General features: G+C 61.7%; 10 protein-coding genes and 3 pseudogenes. 6 read left to right on the forward strand and 7 right to left on the reverse strand.

The annotated features are described in order from the left end of the window. Positions 1-127: 127 nt before the first annotated feature. Both ACQB61_RS01410 and fumC read right to left on the reverse strand, forming a co-directional pair. Positions 128-1,345, reverse strand: a complete 1,218-nt coding sequence (locus ACQB61_RS01410; RefSeq protein WP_430511180.1) for a hypothetical protein — start codon at positions 1,343-1,345, stop codon at positions 128-130. 258 nt (positions 1,346-1,603) lie between these two features. After that, a pseudogene (fumC, locus tag ACQB61_RS01415) lies at positions 1,604-2,985 on the reverse strand (class II fumarate hydratase). A gap of 193 nt (positions 2,986-3,178) precedes the next feature. On the opposite strand from fumC, the gene ACQB61_RS01420 reads away from it, so the two are divergent. The 3 genes from ACQB61_RS01420 to ACQB61_RS01430 all read left to right on the forward strand — a co-directional run bounded on the left by ACQB61_RS01420 (position 3,179) and on the right by ACQB61_RS01430 (position 7,547). After that, entirely contained in the window at positions 3,179-4,171 is a 993-nt protein-coding gene (locus tag ACQB61_RS01420) for a metal ABC transporter solute-binding protein, Zn/Mn family (protein WP_430511181.1), read from the forward strand. Further along, a complete protein-coding gene (locus tag ACQB61_RS01425; RefSeq protein WP_430511182.1) occupies positions 4,172-5,017 on the forward strand; it encodes a metal ABC transporter ATP-binding protein in 846 nt (281 codons plus the stop codon). It abuts the gene before it with no gap. Positions 5,018-5,393: 376 nt separating this feature from the next. After that, the gene (locus tag ACQB61_RS01430) at positions 5,394-7,547 is read left to right on the forward strand and encodes a metal ABC transporter permease (protein ID WP_430511183.1); all 2,154 of its coding nucleotides are present in this window, start codon (positions 5,394-5,396) and stop codon (positions 7,545-7,547) included. A gap of 9 nt (positions 7,548-7,556) precedes the next feature. On the opposite strand, the pseudogene ACQB61_RS01435 reads toward ACQB61_RS01430, so the two are convergent. From ACQB61_RS01435 to ACQB61_RS01445, 3 genes and pseudogenes are all read right to left on the reverse strand, one after another. After that, a pseudogene (locus ACQB61_RS01435) lies at positions 7,557-8,626 on the reverse strand (quaternary amine ABC transporter ATP-binding protein). Further along, a pseudogene (locus ACQB61_RS01440) lies at positions 8,619-9,502 on the reverse strand (ABC transporter permease). The pseudogenes ACQB61_RS01435 and ACQB61_RS01440 overlap by 8 nt, the downstream one beginning before the upstream one ends. 127 nt (positions 9,503-9,629) lie before the next feature. Continuing rightward, complete coding sequence (locus ACQB61_RS01445; protein ID WP_430511184.1) at positions 9,630-10,625, reverse strand: ABC transporter substrate-binding protein; 996 nt, start codon at positions 10,623-10,625, stop codon at positions 9,630-9,632. A 605-nt stretch (positions 10,626-11,230) separates the two neighbouring features. Between ACQB61_RS01445 and ACQB61_RS01450 the strand changes: the two genes are divergently transcribed. The 3 genes from ACQB61_RS01450 to ACQB61_RS01460 all read left to right on the forward strand — a co-directional run bounded on the left by ACQB61_RS01450 (position 11,231) and on the right by ACQB61_RS01460 (position 14,372). Further along, positions 11,231-12,691: a bifunctional diguanylate cyclase/phosphodiesterase gene (locus ACQB61_RS01450; protein ID WP_430511185.1), complete on the forward strand. Its 1,461-nt coding sequence runs from the start codon at positions 11,231-11,233 to the stop codon at positions 12,689-12,691. Continuing rightward, complete coding sequence (locus ACQB61_RS01455) at positions 12,639-13,337, forward strand: EAL domain-containing protein (RefSeq protein WP_430511186.1); 699 nt, start codon at positions 12,639-12,641, stop codon at positions 13,335-13,337. Before ACQB61_RS01450 ends, ACQB61_RS01455 begins: the two co-directional genes overlap by 53 nt. Before the next feature lie 90 nt (positions 13,338-13,427). Continuing rightward, entirely contained in the window at positions 13,428-14,372 is a 945-nt protein-coding gene (locus tag ACQB61_RS01460; RefSeq protein ID WP_430511187.1) for a 2-hydroxyacid dehydrogenase, read from the forward strand. Here the strand turns inward: ACQB61_RS01460 and gph are convergent, their stop codons facing one another. After that, on the reverse strand, positions 14,373-15,032 hold the full coding sequence (gph, locus tag ACQB61_RS01465) for a phosphoglycolate phosphatase (protein ID WP_430511188.1): 660 nt from the start codon (positions 15,030-15,032) through the stop codon (positions 14,373-14,375). It abuts the gene before it with no gap. Continuing rightward, a complete protein-coding gene (gene rpe / locus ACQB61_RS01470; protein WP_430511189.1) occupies positions 15,029-15,715 on the reverse strand; it encodes a ribulose-phosphate 3-epimerase in 687 nt (228 codons plus the stop codon). Before rpe ends, gph begins: the two co-directional genes overlap by 4 nt. Positions 15,716-15,772: the final 57 nt, after the last annotated feature.

Below are 15,772 nucleotides of genomic sequence, written 5' to 3' on the forward strand. Positions count from 1 at the left end.
TCCGAAGGGGCCGCCTTGAGGGGACTTTAAGGCTTCCGGTCAGGCATCAACTCCTCTCCCCCTCAAGGGGGAGAGGGGGCTTGGCCCCATCCTGCGAGCAAGACGGGGCCGGGAGCCGGTTGCGTTATTAGTGGCTGATGCCGCTGCCACCGGCGATGGCGATGGTGTAGGGCATGCCTTCCACCGGGATTTCGCCGGTCTGCTTCAGGTCTGACGTGCTGATGAGGCGCAGCAGGCCCTTGTTCGGATCGGTCATCACCACGGTATCACCGGCCACAGCAAGCCGCGGGCGCGGGTCGCGCCAGTGGCCGTCCATGCTGTAGGGCTCAGTCACCTTGCTGGACACCTCAATGTCACCGGACAGGATGTTGAAACGGTGCAGGGTGCCGTCTTCGGTCAGCACATAGGCATTCTGGGGCTTGGCCGGATCAAGCACGAAGTCCACCCGCCGGAAGGGCAGGGTGACGCGGGTGAAGTGGGGCGCATCCGAAGGGGCCACCACGACAAGGCCGTCAGCGCCATAGTTGCCAAGGAAGGCCTGCATGCCCTTCACGCCCAGCAGTGTGCCGGTCTTGCCCTTCGGGAAATCAGCAGGATAGGGCAGAAGCGCGAATTCGGGCTTTGCGCCATCGGTCTTCACCGTCAGGACGCCGTCTTCGCAGCCCGCCGCCAGATAGGCGCCGGAGAAAGCCTCGCCATGAATGCCGGGGCAGGAAGCAAGATCCGACACCGGTTTGCCATCGGCCGAAAAGGCCTGCAGCCCGAGGCGCGGCAGGCTTGACGCGCCTTCCGGCTTTTCCTTTGCCGAAACGGTCGAGAGCACATAATCGCCGAACACGGCCACAAAGCCATGGTGCGCAACCTCCTGCGGGAAGGTGCGCATCTGCGGATCGCCGCCGAGCAGGCCCTTCACATCCGCAAGCGCCGCCTTGGCGTCCTTGTCGAAATTGATGGCCAGCACACCGGAATGCTCAACCACATGCACCGGATTGCCACCCTCCATGGAGGTGTTCAGCAGTGCCGGATCGCTGACCTCGATATCCGCGTGGTCGCCGTGGCTTTCCAGTGTGATGCCGCTTTTCAGGAAATCGGCGCGGTTCGCCTCAGCCTGCACCACGGCAATGCCTGCCCCATCACCGAAGGGATAAAGCCGGGCGCGGCTTTTGACTTCGAAGGTCCAGCGCTGATCCGGCTTGTCCAGATCCAGAGCCGTGATCTTGCCGGTGGAATGATCGCCAACGAAAACGCGCCAATGGCCCTGGGCGGTCTCGTTCGCCCGAACCATCGTCCCGCCAGCGGCCAGCGCCATCATCGCCAGCGCAATGGCTGTCGTCTGCCTGAGCATTGCATACTCCTGTAATGTTATTTTATAACATTTTCACTTAAAGCAGAAGGAGGAGCTTTGGCAAGGGGCGGTGTGTGCGTTTGTTCCTGCAGAGAGTTCCGGATTTTGCGGTGAGTTACCCACCTGTGCCGGGACCTATTATGGACGGGAAGCAGTGGCCGCCTGACAGGTCCCGGCTCGCGTTGTGTTTGGCCGGGATGACTATGGATGGGTGTCAGGTGTCTCGAACACCTCAAATCCTTCCGGCTCTATGCGCTGTCACCCCTCGCTGAGCATCAGCCTGGGGTCTACCAGCCGGTCGAAATCTTCGGCGGAGATGTAGCCGAGGTCGAGGCAGGCGGCTTTCAGGGTCATGTCATGCTCATAGGCGTGATGAGCGGCCTTGGAGGCCTTGTCATAGCCGATGTGCGGGCTGAGGGCGGTGACCAGCATCAGCGAGTTTTCGACATAGCCGGCGATACGGGCTTCGTTTGCCTCCATGCCTTCCACCATGAATTTGCGGAAGCTGGTGCAGCCATCGGCCAGCATCCGGGTGGACTGGAGCACGGCGTTGATCATCAACGGCTTATAGACGTTCATCTCCAGATAGCCGCTGGCCCCGCCCATGCCGACCGCCACGTCATTGGCCATCACCTGAATGCAGAGCATGGCCATGGCCTCGCACTGGGTGGGATTGACCTTGCCCGGCATGATGGAGGATCCCGGCTCGTTGGCCGGCAGGATCAGTTCGAACAACCCGCAGCGCGGGCCGCAGGCGAGCAGGCGGATGTCATTGGCGATCTTGAAGAGAGAGCCTGCCGTGGTCTTCAGTGCCCCATGCAGCATCACCAGCCCGTCATGGGCGCCCTGAGCGGCAAATTTGTTGGGTGCGGTGATGAAGGGCAGGCCGGTCAGCGCCGCGATGCGGGCCGCTGCTCCTTCGGCAAAGCCCTTGGGCGCGTTGAGGCCCGTGCCCACAGCCGTGCCGCCAAGCGCCAGCTTGTAGACATCGGGCAGGGCGCCGGCGATGCGGTCGAGGTTCTCGTCCAGCATCTCCACATAGCCGGAGAATTCCTGACCAAGGGTCAGCGGAACCGCATCCTGCAGGTGGGTGCGGCCGATCTTGATGATGTGGTCCCAGGCCTTGGCCTTCTTGTCCAGCGCATCGCGCAGTGCCTTCACCGCAGGCAGAACGCGTGTCTTCACCGCAATGGCTGCTGCCATGTGCATGGCGGCGGGGAAGGTGTCATTGGACGACTGGGACATGTTGACGTGGTCATTGGGATGCACCGGCTTCTTGGAGCCGAGCGCTCCACCTGCCACCTCGATGGCGCGGTTGGAGATGACCTCGTTGACATTCATGTTGGTCTGGGTGCCGCTGCCGGTCATCCAGACATGCAAGGGAAGTGTTCGTCCAGCTTGCCTTCACTCACTTCCCGCGCTGCAGCAATGATGAGGGCAGCAAGGTCCGGGCTGAGGTGGCCCAGGTCCCGGTTGGTCTCGGCGGCTGCCTGCTTGAGAATGCCATAGGCGTGGATGATCTCGACGGGCATCAGCTCGGTGCTGATGTTGAAATAGGTCAGCGACCTTTGCGTCTGAGCGCCCCAGTAACGGTCGCTCTCGACGCTGATTTCACCCATGCTGTCAGTTTCCCGGCGCATTTTTTGCTCCATCCAAGGGGTTTCCGCGTCCCGCTTCAGTCCTGCGCCACGCAGCCTGCTTTGGCAACCGGAAAAGCCATCCTCATTTTGCTCTTGCAACTCATTCGCAAGTAGCTATCTTAAATGCAAATCGTTCTTAAAAGCATTTGCCTTTTGCGGTGCAGCGCGTAGGCTGGAGATGAAAGGAACCCCGATGCTTTTGACAAGACGTGGTTTTATCGGGAGGACGGCTCTTGCTGCGGGCGGCTTGGTTGCCGCGGCCTCCGGAGTGACTGGCTTTTCCGGCTCTGCGCGAGCGGCAACGCAGCTGACGGTAAGCGCGACGACCGGTATGATATCGGACACGGCATCCGTGATCGGCGGCGATCTTGTCTCTGTCTCCGCATTGATGGGGCCGGGGGTTGATCCGCACGGTTACCGGCAGACGCGCAGCGATATTGTCGCCATGGCACGGGCGGATCTGGTGCTGCGCCACGGGCTCCATCTGGAAGCCCAGATGGAGGAGTTTTTCGCGGACCTCTCCCGCAAGGGCAAGGTGGTTGCGGTGGCGGAGACCATAGACCCGTCGCAGTTGCTTTCCCATGCGGACTATCCGGGCCGCTATGATCCGCATGTCTGGATGGACCCTGAACTCTGGAAGACCGTATCTGCCGCCATTGCCGCGGCGCTGAAAACGGCACTGCCGGATCAGGCCGGGGATGTTGACGCCCGGCTGGGGGCTTTTCTGGGTGAGCTGGACGCACTGGATGCCTATGCGATGCAGGTGCTGGACAGCGTGCCCGAGAACGCAAGGGTTCTGGTGACGGCTCATGATGCCTTCAGTTATTTCGGCCGTGCTTATGGCTTCGAGGTTCTGGGCATTCAGGGCATCTCCACAGAAAGCGAAGCCGGTCTTTCCCGTATTGCCGAACTGGTGGACACGCTGGTCGAGCGCAAGATCGGTGCTGTCTTTGTCGAAAGCTCCGTGCCGGACCGCAACATGAAGGCGCTGATCGAAGGCGCCGATGCCCGGGGCCACAAGGTGGTCATCGGTGGCGAGCTCTTCTCGGACGCCATGGGGCAATCCGGCACTTATGAAGGCACGTATCTGGGCATGATCGACCATAACGTCACGACCATTGCGGCAGCCCTTGGGGGCAAGGTGCCGGAGCGTGGCCGGCTGGGAAAACTGCAGGCGGCTGGCTGAGTGGAAGGACAGGACAAGATGATCCCGGTGAAGATCGAAAAGACGGCAAATTGCAGTTTGCGGCAGCATGAGCCACGGGCTGTGGCGATCCGGGATCTGTCGGTCTCCTATGGCGGCAAGCCTGCGCTTCTGGGCATTGCTGTGGATGTGGAAGCTGCATCCATGACGGCCATCATCGGTCCCAACGGGGCGGGCAAATCGACCTTGCTCAAGGCAGCGCTCGGCATCGTGCCGCGCCTGTCCGGCACGGTGGACATGTTCGACCAGCCTTTTGCGAAAGTTCGCCAGCGTGTCGCTTATGTGCCGCAGCGGGCGTCCGTCGATTGGGACTTTCCGGCCCGTGCCGAGGACGTTGTGATGATGGGCCTGTCGCGGGAGCTTGGCCTTCTCGGGCGTATCCGCCAGCACCACCGGGATTTCGTCATGCACTGCCTTGAGCGGGTTGGCATGGCAGGCTTTGCGGACCGTCAGATCGGCCAGTTGTCCGGCGGCCAGCAGCAGCGCGTTTTCCTTGCCCGGGCGCTGGCACAGAAGGCGGATCTCTATCTGCTGGATGAGCCCTTTGCCGGTGTGGATGCGGCGACGGAACGGGCGATCATCGGGGTCTTGAAAGCCCTGCGGGACGAGGGCCGGACAGTGGTCTGCGTGCATCATGATCTTTCTACCGTTCCGGTCTATTTCTCCCACGTGCTCGTCATCAACATGCGCCTGATCGCGCAAGGACCGGTGGACGAAGCCTTCACTCCCGCCATTCTTCAGCGCGCCTACGGCGGACGCCTCGATGAAACGGCGCTCAAACCCTCCGCTTCGCCCCGGCTTGATCTGGCACTGGAAACGGGGAGGTGAGGGTGTCCAGTTGGGCAAATTCGCTAGTGTGCGTCATAGCCTCTCAGCCCCCTCCCCACCTCGGGAGAGAATGCGGATTCCGGGCTGTGGCTTTGGCACTAACCCCTCTCCCCCTTGAGGGGGAGATGCCCCCGGCAGGGGGCAGAGGGGGTAGGGGCCTCCCGGTTCGCTTGAGAAGTGGTGTCATGCGGAAGCGCTGCCACCCCCTCTGTCTGCTGGCGCAGACATCTCCCCCTCAAGGGGGAGAGGGGCGCTGCGGCGGATCGTTTTTGCCCTGCCTTTGTTTCCCGCAGAGCCCCCCACCCCTTACCCCTCCCCACCAGGGGGGCGGAGAGGTCTTGCCTGAAGGCGGCCAAGTACCCGCCGGAGGCTGCTCATGACTGAGGTCCTGTCCAGCTTCCTCTCTGCGCTGATGATGCAGGCAGGCTACAACGCGGCGCTGGTTGGTGTTGGTGCAAGCCTTCTTGGGGCGGCGGCGGGGAGTACCGGCACGTTCCTGTTCCTGCGCAAGCGGGCGCTGATCAGCGATGCCAGCGCTCATGCGACACTGCCGGGCATTGCAGTGGCGTTTATGGTGATGGTGGCTCTGGGCGGTGATGGCCGGTCACTGCCGGGATTGCTCGTGGGTTCGGCGCTCTCCGCTGGTCTTGGGCTGCTCGCCGTTACTGCGCTGACCCGCTACACCCGCCTCGCCGAGGATACGGCGATTGGCGCGGTGCTGTCGGTGTTCTTCGGCTTTGGCATCGTGCTGCTGACGGTCATTCAGGTGACGGGAACCGGCCGTCAGGCTGGGCTGGAAGGCTTTCTACTTGGGTCCACGGCGGGCATGCTGTTCAGTGATGCTGTGCTGATTGCCTGCGGCGGTGCCATTTGCGTGCTGGTGATGCTCATCTTCCGCCGGCCCATGCTGCATGTCTGCTTTGATCAGGGGCATGCGGAAACCATAGGCATCCGCACTGGCCTTGCTGATGGGGTGATGCTCGGGCTCATGCTTGCGGTGACCGTGACGGGTCTGAAGCTCGTCGGGCTGGTACTCATCGTCGCCCTGCTGATCATTCCTGCTGCGACGGCCCGGTTCTGGAGTGAGCGGGCAACCGTCATTCTTGCGCTTGCAGCCCTATTCGGCGCACTGGCTGGCTATATTGGCTCGGCACTTTCTGCGGCCGCACCGAATGTTCCGGCAGGACCGGTGATCGTGCTGACAGCAGCGGCCTTCTTCACCGCTTCCCTGCTCATGGCCCCGCGCCGGGGATTGGTGGCATCTGTGCTGGCGCGGGCAAGGCAACGGCGCCGTTTGCTGCTGCGGCAAGGTGTGCTGACGCTAGCGCAGCACGGCATCATCCATGATCCTCGTCTTTTGCAGGCTCTTTCCCGTGCGGGTCTTCTGGCGGCTGACCGGATGCTCAACGATGAAGGCCGGGCGCTGGCGCAGATGCTGGCTCAGGACGAAGCGCGCTGGGCCGCGTTGCAGGCAGGCGGCGCGAGCGAGGATGTCATGTCGCGCTATGACGGTGTCCGTCTGATCAGCAGTTTATTGTCCGCAGGCGAACTCGCGCAGCTGGACAGGCACACTGTCTCCTCATCCGTGGAGGTGCGCCATGGGGGTGAAATGTTCGGTGCAGAGTTCGTGCAGTTCAGTCTGACGCCACTGCTCATCGGCACGCTGGCCGCGCTAGCCTGCGCCCTGCCGGGCAATTTCCTCATCCTGCGCCGGGAGGCGATGATTGGCGACGCCATTTCCCATGTGGTGCTGCCGGGCATTGTCGTAGCCTTTCTGATCACAGGCCAGATTTCCACCTGGCCAATGATGCTGGGTGCGGGCGGGGCGGCGCTTGTTGCCGTGGTGCTGATCGAGCTGCTGCGCCGTTACGGCCGGATGGAGCCAGGCGCCGCGATGGGCGTTGTCTTTACCACGCTGTTCGCCGCCGGTGTTCTGCTGCTGGAACAGAGCAACACCAGCACGGTGCATCTGGATGTGGAGCACGCGCTCTATGGCAATCTGGAAAGCCTGATCTGGCTGGATGCGGAAGGCTGGGGCTCACTTCTGGACTCGCAGGCGCTGGCCGGTCTGCCGCCGGAGCTTCTGCGCATGGCGGGCGTCATGGTCGCGGTCTTTCTGCTCATGGGCCTGTTCTGGCGGCCATTGGTGCTGATGACCTTTGATGAAGGTTATGCGGCTGCACGCGGGCTGCCGGTCACGCTGCTCAGTCTCGGGCTGGTCACGCTTTCTGCGGTGGCGGCTGTCGCCGCCTTTGATGCGGTTGGGTCGATCATCGTCATTGCCATGTTCATCTGCCCGCCCGCCACGGCGCGGCTGATGACGAACCGGCTGACCGCCCAGGTGGGGCTGAGCCTTGTGATCGCCGCCCTGGCTGCCATCACCGGCTATGTGCTGGCAGGCTATGGCCCGCTTTGGCTGGGGGCTAATAATTCCGTCAGCGCGGCGGGGATGATTGCCACTGTCTCTGGGCTTTTCCTTGCGGCGGCCGCCGTCTTGGGCCGCCACCGCAAGGGGCTTTCGCGGGCTTGAACTCTCGCGTCAGGCTGGTGACACCATGGCCGCGATCATGTCGTGCAGCTGGATGGTGCCGAGTTTCCGTCCATCGGGGCGCACCACGATGGCGGCTGTCTCGCTGGTTTCAGAGAAGAGCCTTGCGGCATCTTCCAGCAGGCTGCCGCTGGGGATCGTCAGATCCGTTTCTGCCAGTTCGCCCTTGCGCATGATGGTGTTGACCTTCAGCACCCGGCCACGGTTCACCTCGCGCACGAAATCGGCGATGTAGCTGTCAGCCGGACGCAGCACGATTTCCTGACCGGTGCCGTCCTGCACGATCTCGCCATCGCGCAGAATGGCGATGCGGTCGCCAAGACGCAGGGCCTCGTCCAGATCGTGGGTGATGAAGACGATGGTCTTCTTCAGCTCCTGCTGCAGGTCCAGCAGAACCTTCTGCATGTCCATGCGGATCAGCGGGTCGAGGGCCGAGTAGGCCTCGTCCATCAGCAGGATACCCGCATCATTGGCCAGCGCCCGGGCAAGGCCGACACGTTGCTGCATACCGCCCGAAAGCTGATTGGGGTAATAGTCCTCATAGCCTTCCAGCCCGACGCGTGTCAGCCAGTGAGCGGCCCGCTCCTTGGCCTCACGCTCAGGAACTCCCTGGATCTCGAGGCCGTAAATGGTATTGCGCAGCACAGTCCGGTGCGGCAGCAGGGCGAATTTCTGGAACACCATCGCCGTCTTGTGGCGGCGGAAGCCGCGCAGCTGCTGGGGGACATGGTGCACACGTCCTGCCCCTCGAACAGGACTTCGCCCGCCGTCGGCTCGATCAGCCTGTTGATGTGCCGGATCAGGGTGGATTTGCCCGATCCGGACAGTCCCATGACCACCTGAATGCGCCCGGCGGGCATGGTCAGGTTGATGTCCTTCAGACCCAGGATGTGGTTGTGCTTGTCGTTCAGCTCGGTCTTGGAAATGCCTTGACGTACAAGGTCCATCACGCTGGCCGGGTTCGGGCCGAAGACCTTGTAAAGGCCGCGCAGCTCAATTCCTGCTGTGCTCGCCTCCTCATCCGGATCGTCGGCCGGTGTGGTGTTCAGCTGATCAGCCATGGGTGGCCTCCATGTGTTTCTGCATGCGCTTGCCATAGGCCTGGGTGGACCTGTCGAAGATGATGGCAATGGCGACGATGGCGAGGCCGTTGAGAATGCCCATGGTGAAGAACTGGTTGGTGATGGCCTGAAGCACCGGCTGGCCAAGCCCCCGCACGCCGATCATCGACGCAACGACCACCATGGAAAGGGACATCATGATGCACTGATTGATGCCGGCCATGATGGTGGGCAGCGCAAGCGGCAGCTGCACGTCCTTCAGTTTCTGCCAGGACGAAGAGCCAAAGGCATCGGCGGCTTCCAGCACATCGGCGCTGACAAGCCGGATGCCCAGATTGGTGAGGCGGATCATGGGCGGGATGGCGTAGATGACCACCGCGATCACGCCGGGAACCTTGCCGAGGCCGAAAATCATCACCACGGGAATGAGGTAGACGAAGACCGGCATGGTCTGCATCAGATCAAGCACCGGGTTGATGAAGGCCTGCAGCCTGTCCGAGCGGGCCATGGCGATGCCGATGGGAATGCCGAGCACGACCGCTGTCAGGGTACACACCGCCACCATTGCCATGGTGCGCATGGTGTCATCCCACATGCCGAGCACGCCGATCAGCACAAGCGCCACAAGGCTGCCCGCCGTGACGCGCAGACTGCGGCTAAGCAGGAACACCAGAGCCAGAATGCCTGCCATGACAAGAGGCCAGGGGAGTCCAGCAGCAGGTTCTCGATGCCGATGAGAAGCAGGCGCAGTGGCTCGAAGGCCTGTTCCAGCGCCTCGCCATAGTTCCGCGTGAAGTCCAGAAACCCCGCATCAATCGTTTGCCGCAGGGCACGCAATGTGCCGCGGCTGAGCGAGGGAAAGTCGAAAAGATCCATTTCTTGTTCCTCTTTGCACCCGTTTCTGCCCGCAGCCTGACGGTGCGGGCAGAGGCTCAGGGCAAACCGGCAGGGCGGGCTGCATTGATGCAGACACCCGTCTCCTGCCGGTTCATCAGGTGTCTTCTCAGAGGGCGGACTTCACCTTTTCCGCCACTTCCGGCGAAACCCAGGTGCTCCAGACTTCCGGCTTGTTTTCGAGGAACCAGAAGGCGCCGTCCTCATTGGTGGCCTGGTTGTCGGTCATCCACGCCAGAACTTCGCCAGCGGTCTTGTTGTCCCAGGAGCGGGCCTTGACGTAATCCATGGCCACGCCTGCCTTGTCCGCGAATTCCTTGGTCACAACGGTGTAGACCGGTGACTTGTCCCAGTTGTTGGGCTTGGGGTCGAGACAGCCGGAGATGGCGGTGCAGCGCTCCCACTCGGCAGCGTCGTGCTTCACGCCAAGATCAAGCCGCGTCATTTCATACTTGCCGAGGATGGGTGTCGGTGCCCAGTAATAGCCGAGCCAGCCTTCCTTGCGCTCGAAGGCGCGGGAGATCGAACCGTCAAGACCTGCGGCAGAGCCGGTGTCGACCAATTCGAAACCTTTGCTCTCCACGTCGAAGGCCTTGTACAGGTTGGTGGTGAGCGTCTGGCAGGCCCAACCTGACGGGCAGTTGAAGAATGCGCCCTTGGACTTGTCTTCTGCGCCGGGGAACAGTTCCGGCTTTGCCAGCGCATCGGCCAGGGTCTTGATGTTGTGCTCTTCAGCCAGATAGGTGGGGATCCAGAAACCTTCCACGCCGCCTTCGGACAGGACTTCGCTTCCGACGATCATCTTGCCTTCCTCGACTGCCTTGTCGAGGGGCTCCTGAATGGTGTTCACCCAGAGCTCCGGAGCCATGTCCGGCTCACCCTTTTCCGTCATCGATGTGAAGGTCGGCACCGTGTCGCCGATCACGAGCTCGACCTCGCAGCCGTAGCCTTCTTCCAGAATGATCTTGTCGATATGGGCAATGGCACCCGCTGAAGGCCAGTTCATTTCGGCCAGACTTACCTTGCCGCATTCTTCGGCAGCTGAGGCGCCGGACATGCCAAGGCCGATCAGGGCTGCGCCCGTCAGCAGAAGTGTCTTTGTCATTGTCAGTCTCCTGTTGGTCGTCATCCGCAGGCTTGCCTGCAGCGCGAAAGCCATCACGATCCAGGATCACGTGATGGCAAAAAGGTCATGCCAGGCGGTTCAAGTTCCGCCCGCGATTGAAAATCGCTGGCATTTCTGAAATATCGATCCTGAATTTAGGGTCGATGAGGCTATACATAGTCTGCTTGATATTTATGTCAAGGTTTTGACATATTTTAGAATCTGCCAATTCTGGCGGGGTAATCTGAGTTTGAAATTTTTATATTTTTATTGTTCGAGATTTTATATCTATAAGAAAAAAATTGCCTTTTAATTATTGATATATGTGATTTTGAATTGGTGTATTTCGATTTATAAGATCTGTTTTCTTTTCGTTTTGCAGAACTCTAGATCTTGTGGAATTTTATTCCTGTTTGATGGTGTGGCTGGGCCTTGAGCGCTTCCCTTGCCGTTCCTGTGCAACAGGCAGAAGTTGCTGTTCTTTGATTGCTTCAGCATTTGGTTGTCTGGATCAACGAATTGGTGATGTTAAATGCGGAATTTCCGCCGCGTTAGGAGACTCTACTCAGCTACTACGTATTTTCCCCTGTGAAGGGGTGCAATGCATGCTGAACGTCTTGTCCTGTATCGCGGTCGAACACGACCTGCGCTACGTCGCGCTGGCCGCAATCGTCTGTGTTTTCGGGTCTTTCCTGTCGATGCGCATCTACACGCGCATGCGCAGGAGTGACGGTTCACGCCGGTGGCTCTGGCTGTTCCTTGGTGCGCTCGTCGCGACCAGCACGATCTGGACCACCCATTTTGCGGCTATGCTGGGCTACCTCGTCCCGTTCGAGCGCTCATTTGCGCCTGGCCTGACCGCAGCCAGCTTTGCAGTCTTGTTCCTTTGCGTCTGCTTTGCGTTCAGTGTGTCTCTGCGCTCTCCGGCGGGGCTGACGATCGAGCTGGGCGGAGTGCTTTTTGGCCTTGGCATCGCGATCATGCATTACACCGGCATGGCTGCATTTCTCGTTCCGGGCATCATCACCTGGGAGCCATCCTATGTGCTGTCATCCGTGCTGCTCGGTGGCTTGTTCGGAGGCCTTGCCTTCAACCGCGCATCCCGGCCCGTGACGCGCTTCTGCCGGTCAGGAGCGATGGTGGCGATGGTTTTGGCAATCGTCTCCATGCACTTCACAGGCATGGATGCGATGACGATCACACCGCTGGCAGGCATTGATATTCCGCCCCAGGCCATGCCGGATGAGTACATGCTGGCAACGGTGATCGGTGTTACCACCCTCTTGCTGGTGACGGTCGGCTCGTCCTACACCATTGACCGTTTCTCCATGCAGGAGGCAACGGAGCGCTATCAGCATCTGACCCAGTTTGATGCTCTAACGGGTCTGCCGAACAAGCTCTGGGCTGAAGGCAAGCTTGCCGAACTTCTGAGCAGCGCCATACGTGGCAACGACAAGGTTGCGGTCTACACCATTGATCTGGAAGAATTCGCCATGATCAACGCCGCACATGGCGAGGTTACTGGAGATGCGGTGCTGCGGGAAGTCGGCTTGCATCTCAATGATGCCCTGCTGGCCGATGAATACACCGCCCGTCTGCCGGGCGCGCAGTTTCTTCTGATCAAGACAGGGGTCTTTGGCCGCCATGAAGCCAGCGCCGCTGCGGTGCGGCTGCAGAAGCTGGTGGCCGGACCACACATGACACCGGCAGGCACGCTCACCCTGCGCAGTGCCGTGGGCTATGCACTTTTTCCTGAAGACGGGCTGGATGCTCCGGCTTTGATGACAAGGGCAAGCCTTGCAGCGCAGGAGGCCCTGCGTGGCGGCAGCGGGGAGGTTCGCCGCTATAAGGCCGGCCTCGACGATGACGTGCGCCATCAGGCGCGGTTGGCAATTGACCTGAGGAGCGCCGTTTCGGGCGACCAGCTGGAGCTTTATTACCAGCCGCAGAACTGCACCAGCACCCGGTCTCTCGTTGGCTTCGAAGCGCTGGTCCGCTGGCACCATCCCACCCTTGGCATGGTGTCTCCGGGGAGTTCATCCCGGTTGCCGAGCGTACAGGGCTGATTTCGGAGATCGGGGAATATGTCCTGCGCCGTGCCTGCGCCGATGCGGCTGGCTGGCCGGGGGATACAAGGTCGCGGTCAATGTCGCAGCCTATCAGCTGACGCGTATCGACCTGCCCGCTCTTGTCGATGAAGTGTTGAAGGAGACGGGACTTGCGCCGGCGCGTCTCGAAATCGAGCTGACCGAAAGCGGGCTGATCGCCGATCACGCCCGCGCGCTGGCGACCATCACCCGGCTCAAGGCGTTGGGTGTTTCCATTGCCATGGATGACTTCGGAACCGGCTATTCCTCGCTGGCGCTGCTGCAGCACTTTCCCTTCGACAAGATCAAGATTGACCGCAGTTTTATTACCGATGTAGCCAACCGGCCCCGTGCTGCCGCCATCGTGCGTGCAGCCTTGCTGATTGCCGAGAGCATGAACATTCCGGTTCTGGCCGAAGGCGTGGAGAACGAGGAAGAGTTCGCCTATCTGCGGGATGCCGGATGCCCGGCTGTGCAGGGCTTCCTTTTCGGGCGGCCCATGCCATTGTCGTCGGCGCAAACGCTCATGTTGCGCGAGCAGTTGCGGGCGGCCTCCTCTGGCGGATCTGCCGGAGGTTCTGATGGCGCGGTGCAAATGGCTGAGACTGGGCGGCTGGCGAGCTGATTTTTGCGGCTGGCGGGCACTTTCCACTTTGCGGCAGCATTGTGGCAAGGCATGATCCGGCGCAACTGTGAAAGCCAAGGTGCCGCCGTCATGAAACCCGTCGTTCCCTTCATTGCCCGCATATCTGCCGAAGAACGCGCGGAGTGGATGGTGCAGTTTGAAAGGCTGATGCCGCAGATCGACGTGCGCCCGCTGGCGAGCATGGATGCAGCAGAACGCCTGTCGGCACGCGTGGCCATTGTCGCCAATCCGGATCCTTCTCACCTGCATGAACTGCCTGGCCTTGTTTGGGTGCAGAGCCTTTGGGCCGGGGTGGAGCGGCTGCTGGGGGAGCTGATCGACACGGACTTCGCGATTGTCCGCATGACCGATCCGCAGCTGGCGGAAACCATGGCCGAGGCAGTGCTGGCCTTCTCGCTCTATCTGCATCGGGATATGCCGCTCTATCTGGCGCAACAGCGCGAAAGGATCTGGGCGGAAGCCCTGCCGCGGCTTGCGGCTGACCGGCACATAGGCATCCTCGGGCTGGGCAATCTGGGCAAGGCTGCGGCCCGGCGGCTGGTGGCCAACGGTTTCCCGGTCAGCGGGTGGAGCCGTACCCCGGCAGAAGTCGAGGGCGTCGCGTGTTTCAGCGGTGAGGCGGGGCTGGAGCGGGTACTGTCGCGCTCGGATATCGTTGTGGTGCTGCTGCCGCTGACGCCGGATACGCGTGGCCTACTCAACACGGCTCGCCTCGCCATGCTGCCGCGTGGGGCCGGACTCATCAACTTTGGCCGGGGGCCGATCGTCGATCAACCCGCATTGTTGACCGCTCTTGATGAGGGGCAGGTCTCCCATGCGGTACTGGATGTCTTTGCGCAGGAGCCGCTGCCGGCGGACAATCCCTGCTGGAGCCATCCATCCATCACCGTGCTGCCGCACATCAGCGCACCAACAACGCCAGCGACGGCGGCGAAGATTGTGGCGGCCAATCTGGCGGCCTATTTCGAGCGTGGAGAGATCCCGCCGGCGGTGGACCGCCAGCGGGGCTATTGATCAGCCGTTCAGCAGGTTTTCCAGGTCGGCGAAGTCACTGAAGGCGGCTTCATGCGGCAGGGCCGTCACCGCGCTCTTGCGGTAGCCTTCGGTGAAGAGGAAGAAGCGCGCCTTGGCCGCCACGGCGGTTTCGGCATCCACTTCGCTATCCCCCACATAGATGAAGCCCGGATCTTCCGGCGAAAGCGCCAGCACCTTGGCTGCATAGGCAAGTGGGGCGGGATCCGGCTTGCGGGTGCTCAGGGTGTCTCCCGTTACGACCACGTCGAAGAAATCGCTCCAGCCGAGGGCTGCCACCAGATTGTGCGTCGGTGCGCCGGGCTTGTTGGTGCACAGCCCCAGACGAATGCCGCGTGCCTTCAGCGCGTGAAGGGCGGCTTCCACGCCCGGGAAGGGCGGGTTGGCGCTGCCAGGGGCCTCGGCATAGAGCTCTTCAAAGCGCTCCACACGTTCTGCCAGCAGAGCCGCATCGCCGCTGATGCCGCGGGCTGCCAGGGCTCTTTCGACGAAGCGCGCTGCGCCGTTGCCGATGTAACTGCGTGCCTCGGTAACGGAGAGCGGGGCAAGGGCAAGCTCGGTCATCAGCGCATTGCCGATGTCCGCGATGGCCTGCACGCTGTCGACCAGCGTGCCGTCCAGATCGAAAATGACCGCCTTCATGCTTTCGCTGCCGCGTTGCCAGCGCTGCGGATGGCTTCGATCTGCGCCGCATAGTGGGAGGCAGTCTCCGGCGTGCCGCCCTTGAACACGGCGGAACCGGCCACCAGCACATTGGCACCGGCTGCCGTCACCAGCGGAGCGGTTTCCGGCGTGACGCCACCATCCACCTCGATATCAATCGGGCGGTTGCCGATCATGGCCTTGATGCGGGCGATCTTGTCCACCACGGCAGGTATGAATTTCTGTCCGCCAAAGCCAGGGTTGACGCTCATGACCAGCACCAGATCCAGCCGGTCGAGCACATATTCGATTACGCTTTCCGGCGTGGCCGGGTTCAGCGATACGCCCGCCTTCTTGCCCAGATTGCGGATGGCCTGCAGCGAGCGGTCGAGGTGGGGACCTGCCTCTGCATGCACGGTGATGATGTCTGAGCCGGCCTTGGCGAAGGCTTCCAGATAGGCGTCGCATGGGGCGATCATCAGGTGGGTGTCGAACACCTTGGTGGTGTGCGGACGCATGGCGGCGATGATGTCCGGGCCAAAGGTGATGTTGGGCACGAAATGACCATCCATCACGTCCAGGTGGATCCAGTCGGCACCGGCGCCGTCGATGGCGCGGATCTCGTCACGCAGGCGCGAGAAATCGCTGGCCAGCATGGAGGGTGCAATCAGGGTGTGGCTCATGGTGTCACTCCACAAGGATGGCCAGCATTTCTGCTCGCCTGTTCCGGGGCTGGTGCC

It is taken from the genome of Pannonibacter phragmitetus (genome assembly GCF_050510895.1).
Classification (GTDB): domain Bacteria; phylum Pseudomonadota; class Alphaproteobacteria; order Rhizobiales; family Stappiaceae; genus Pannonibacter; species Pannonibacter phragmitetus_B.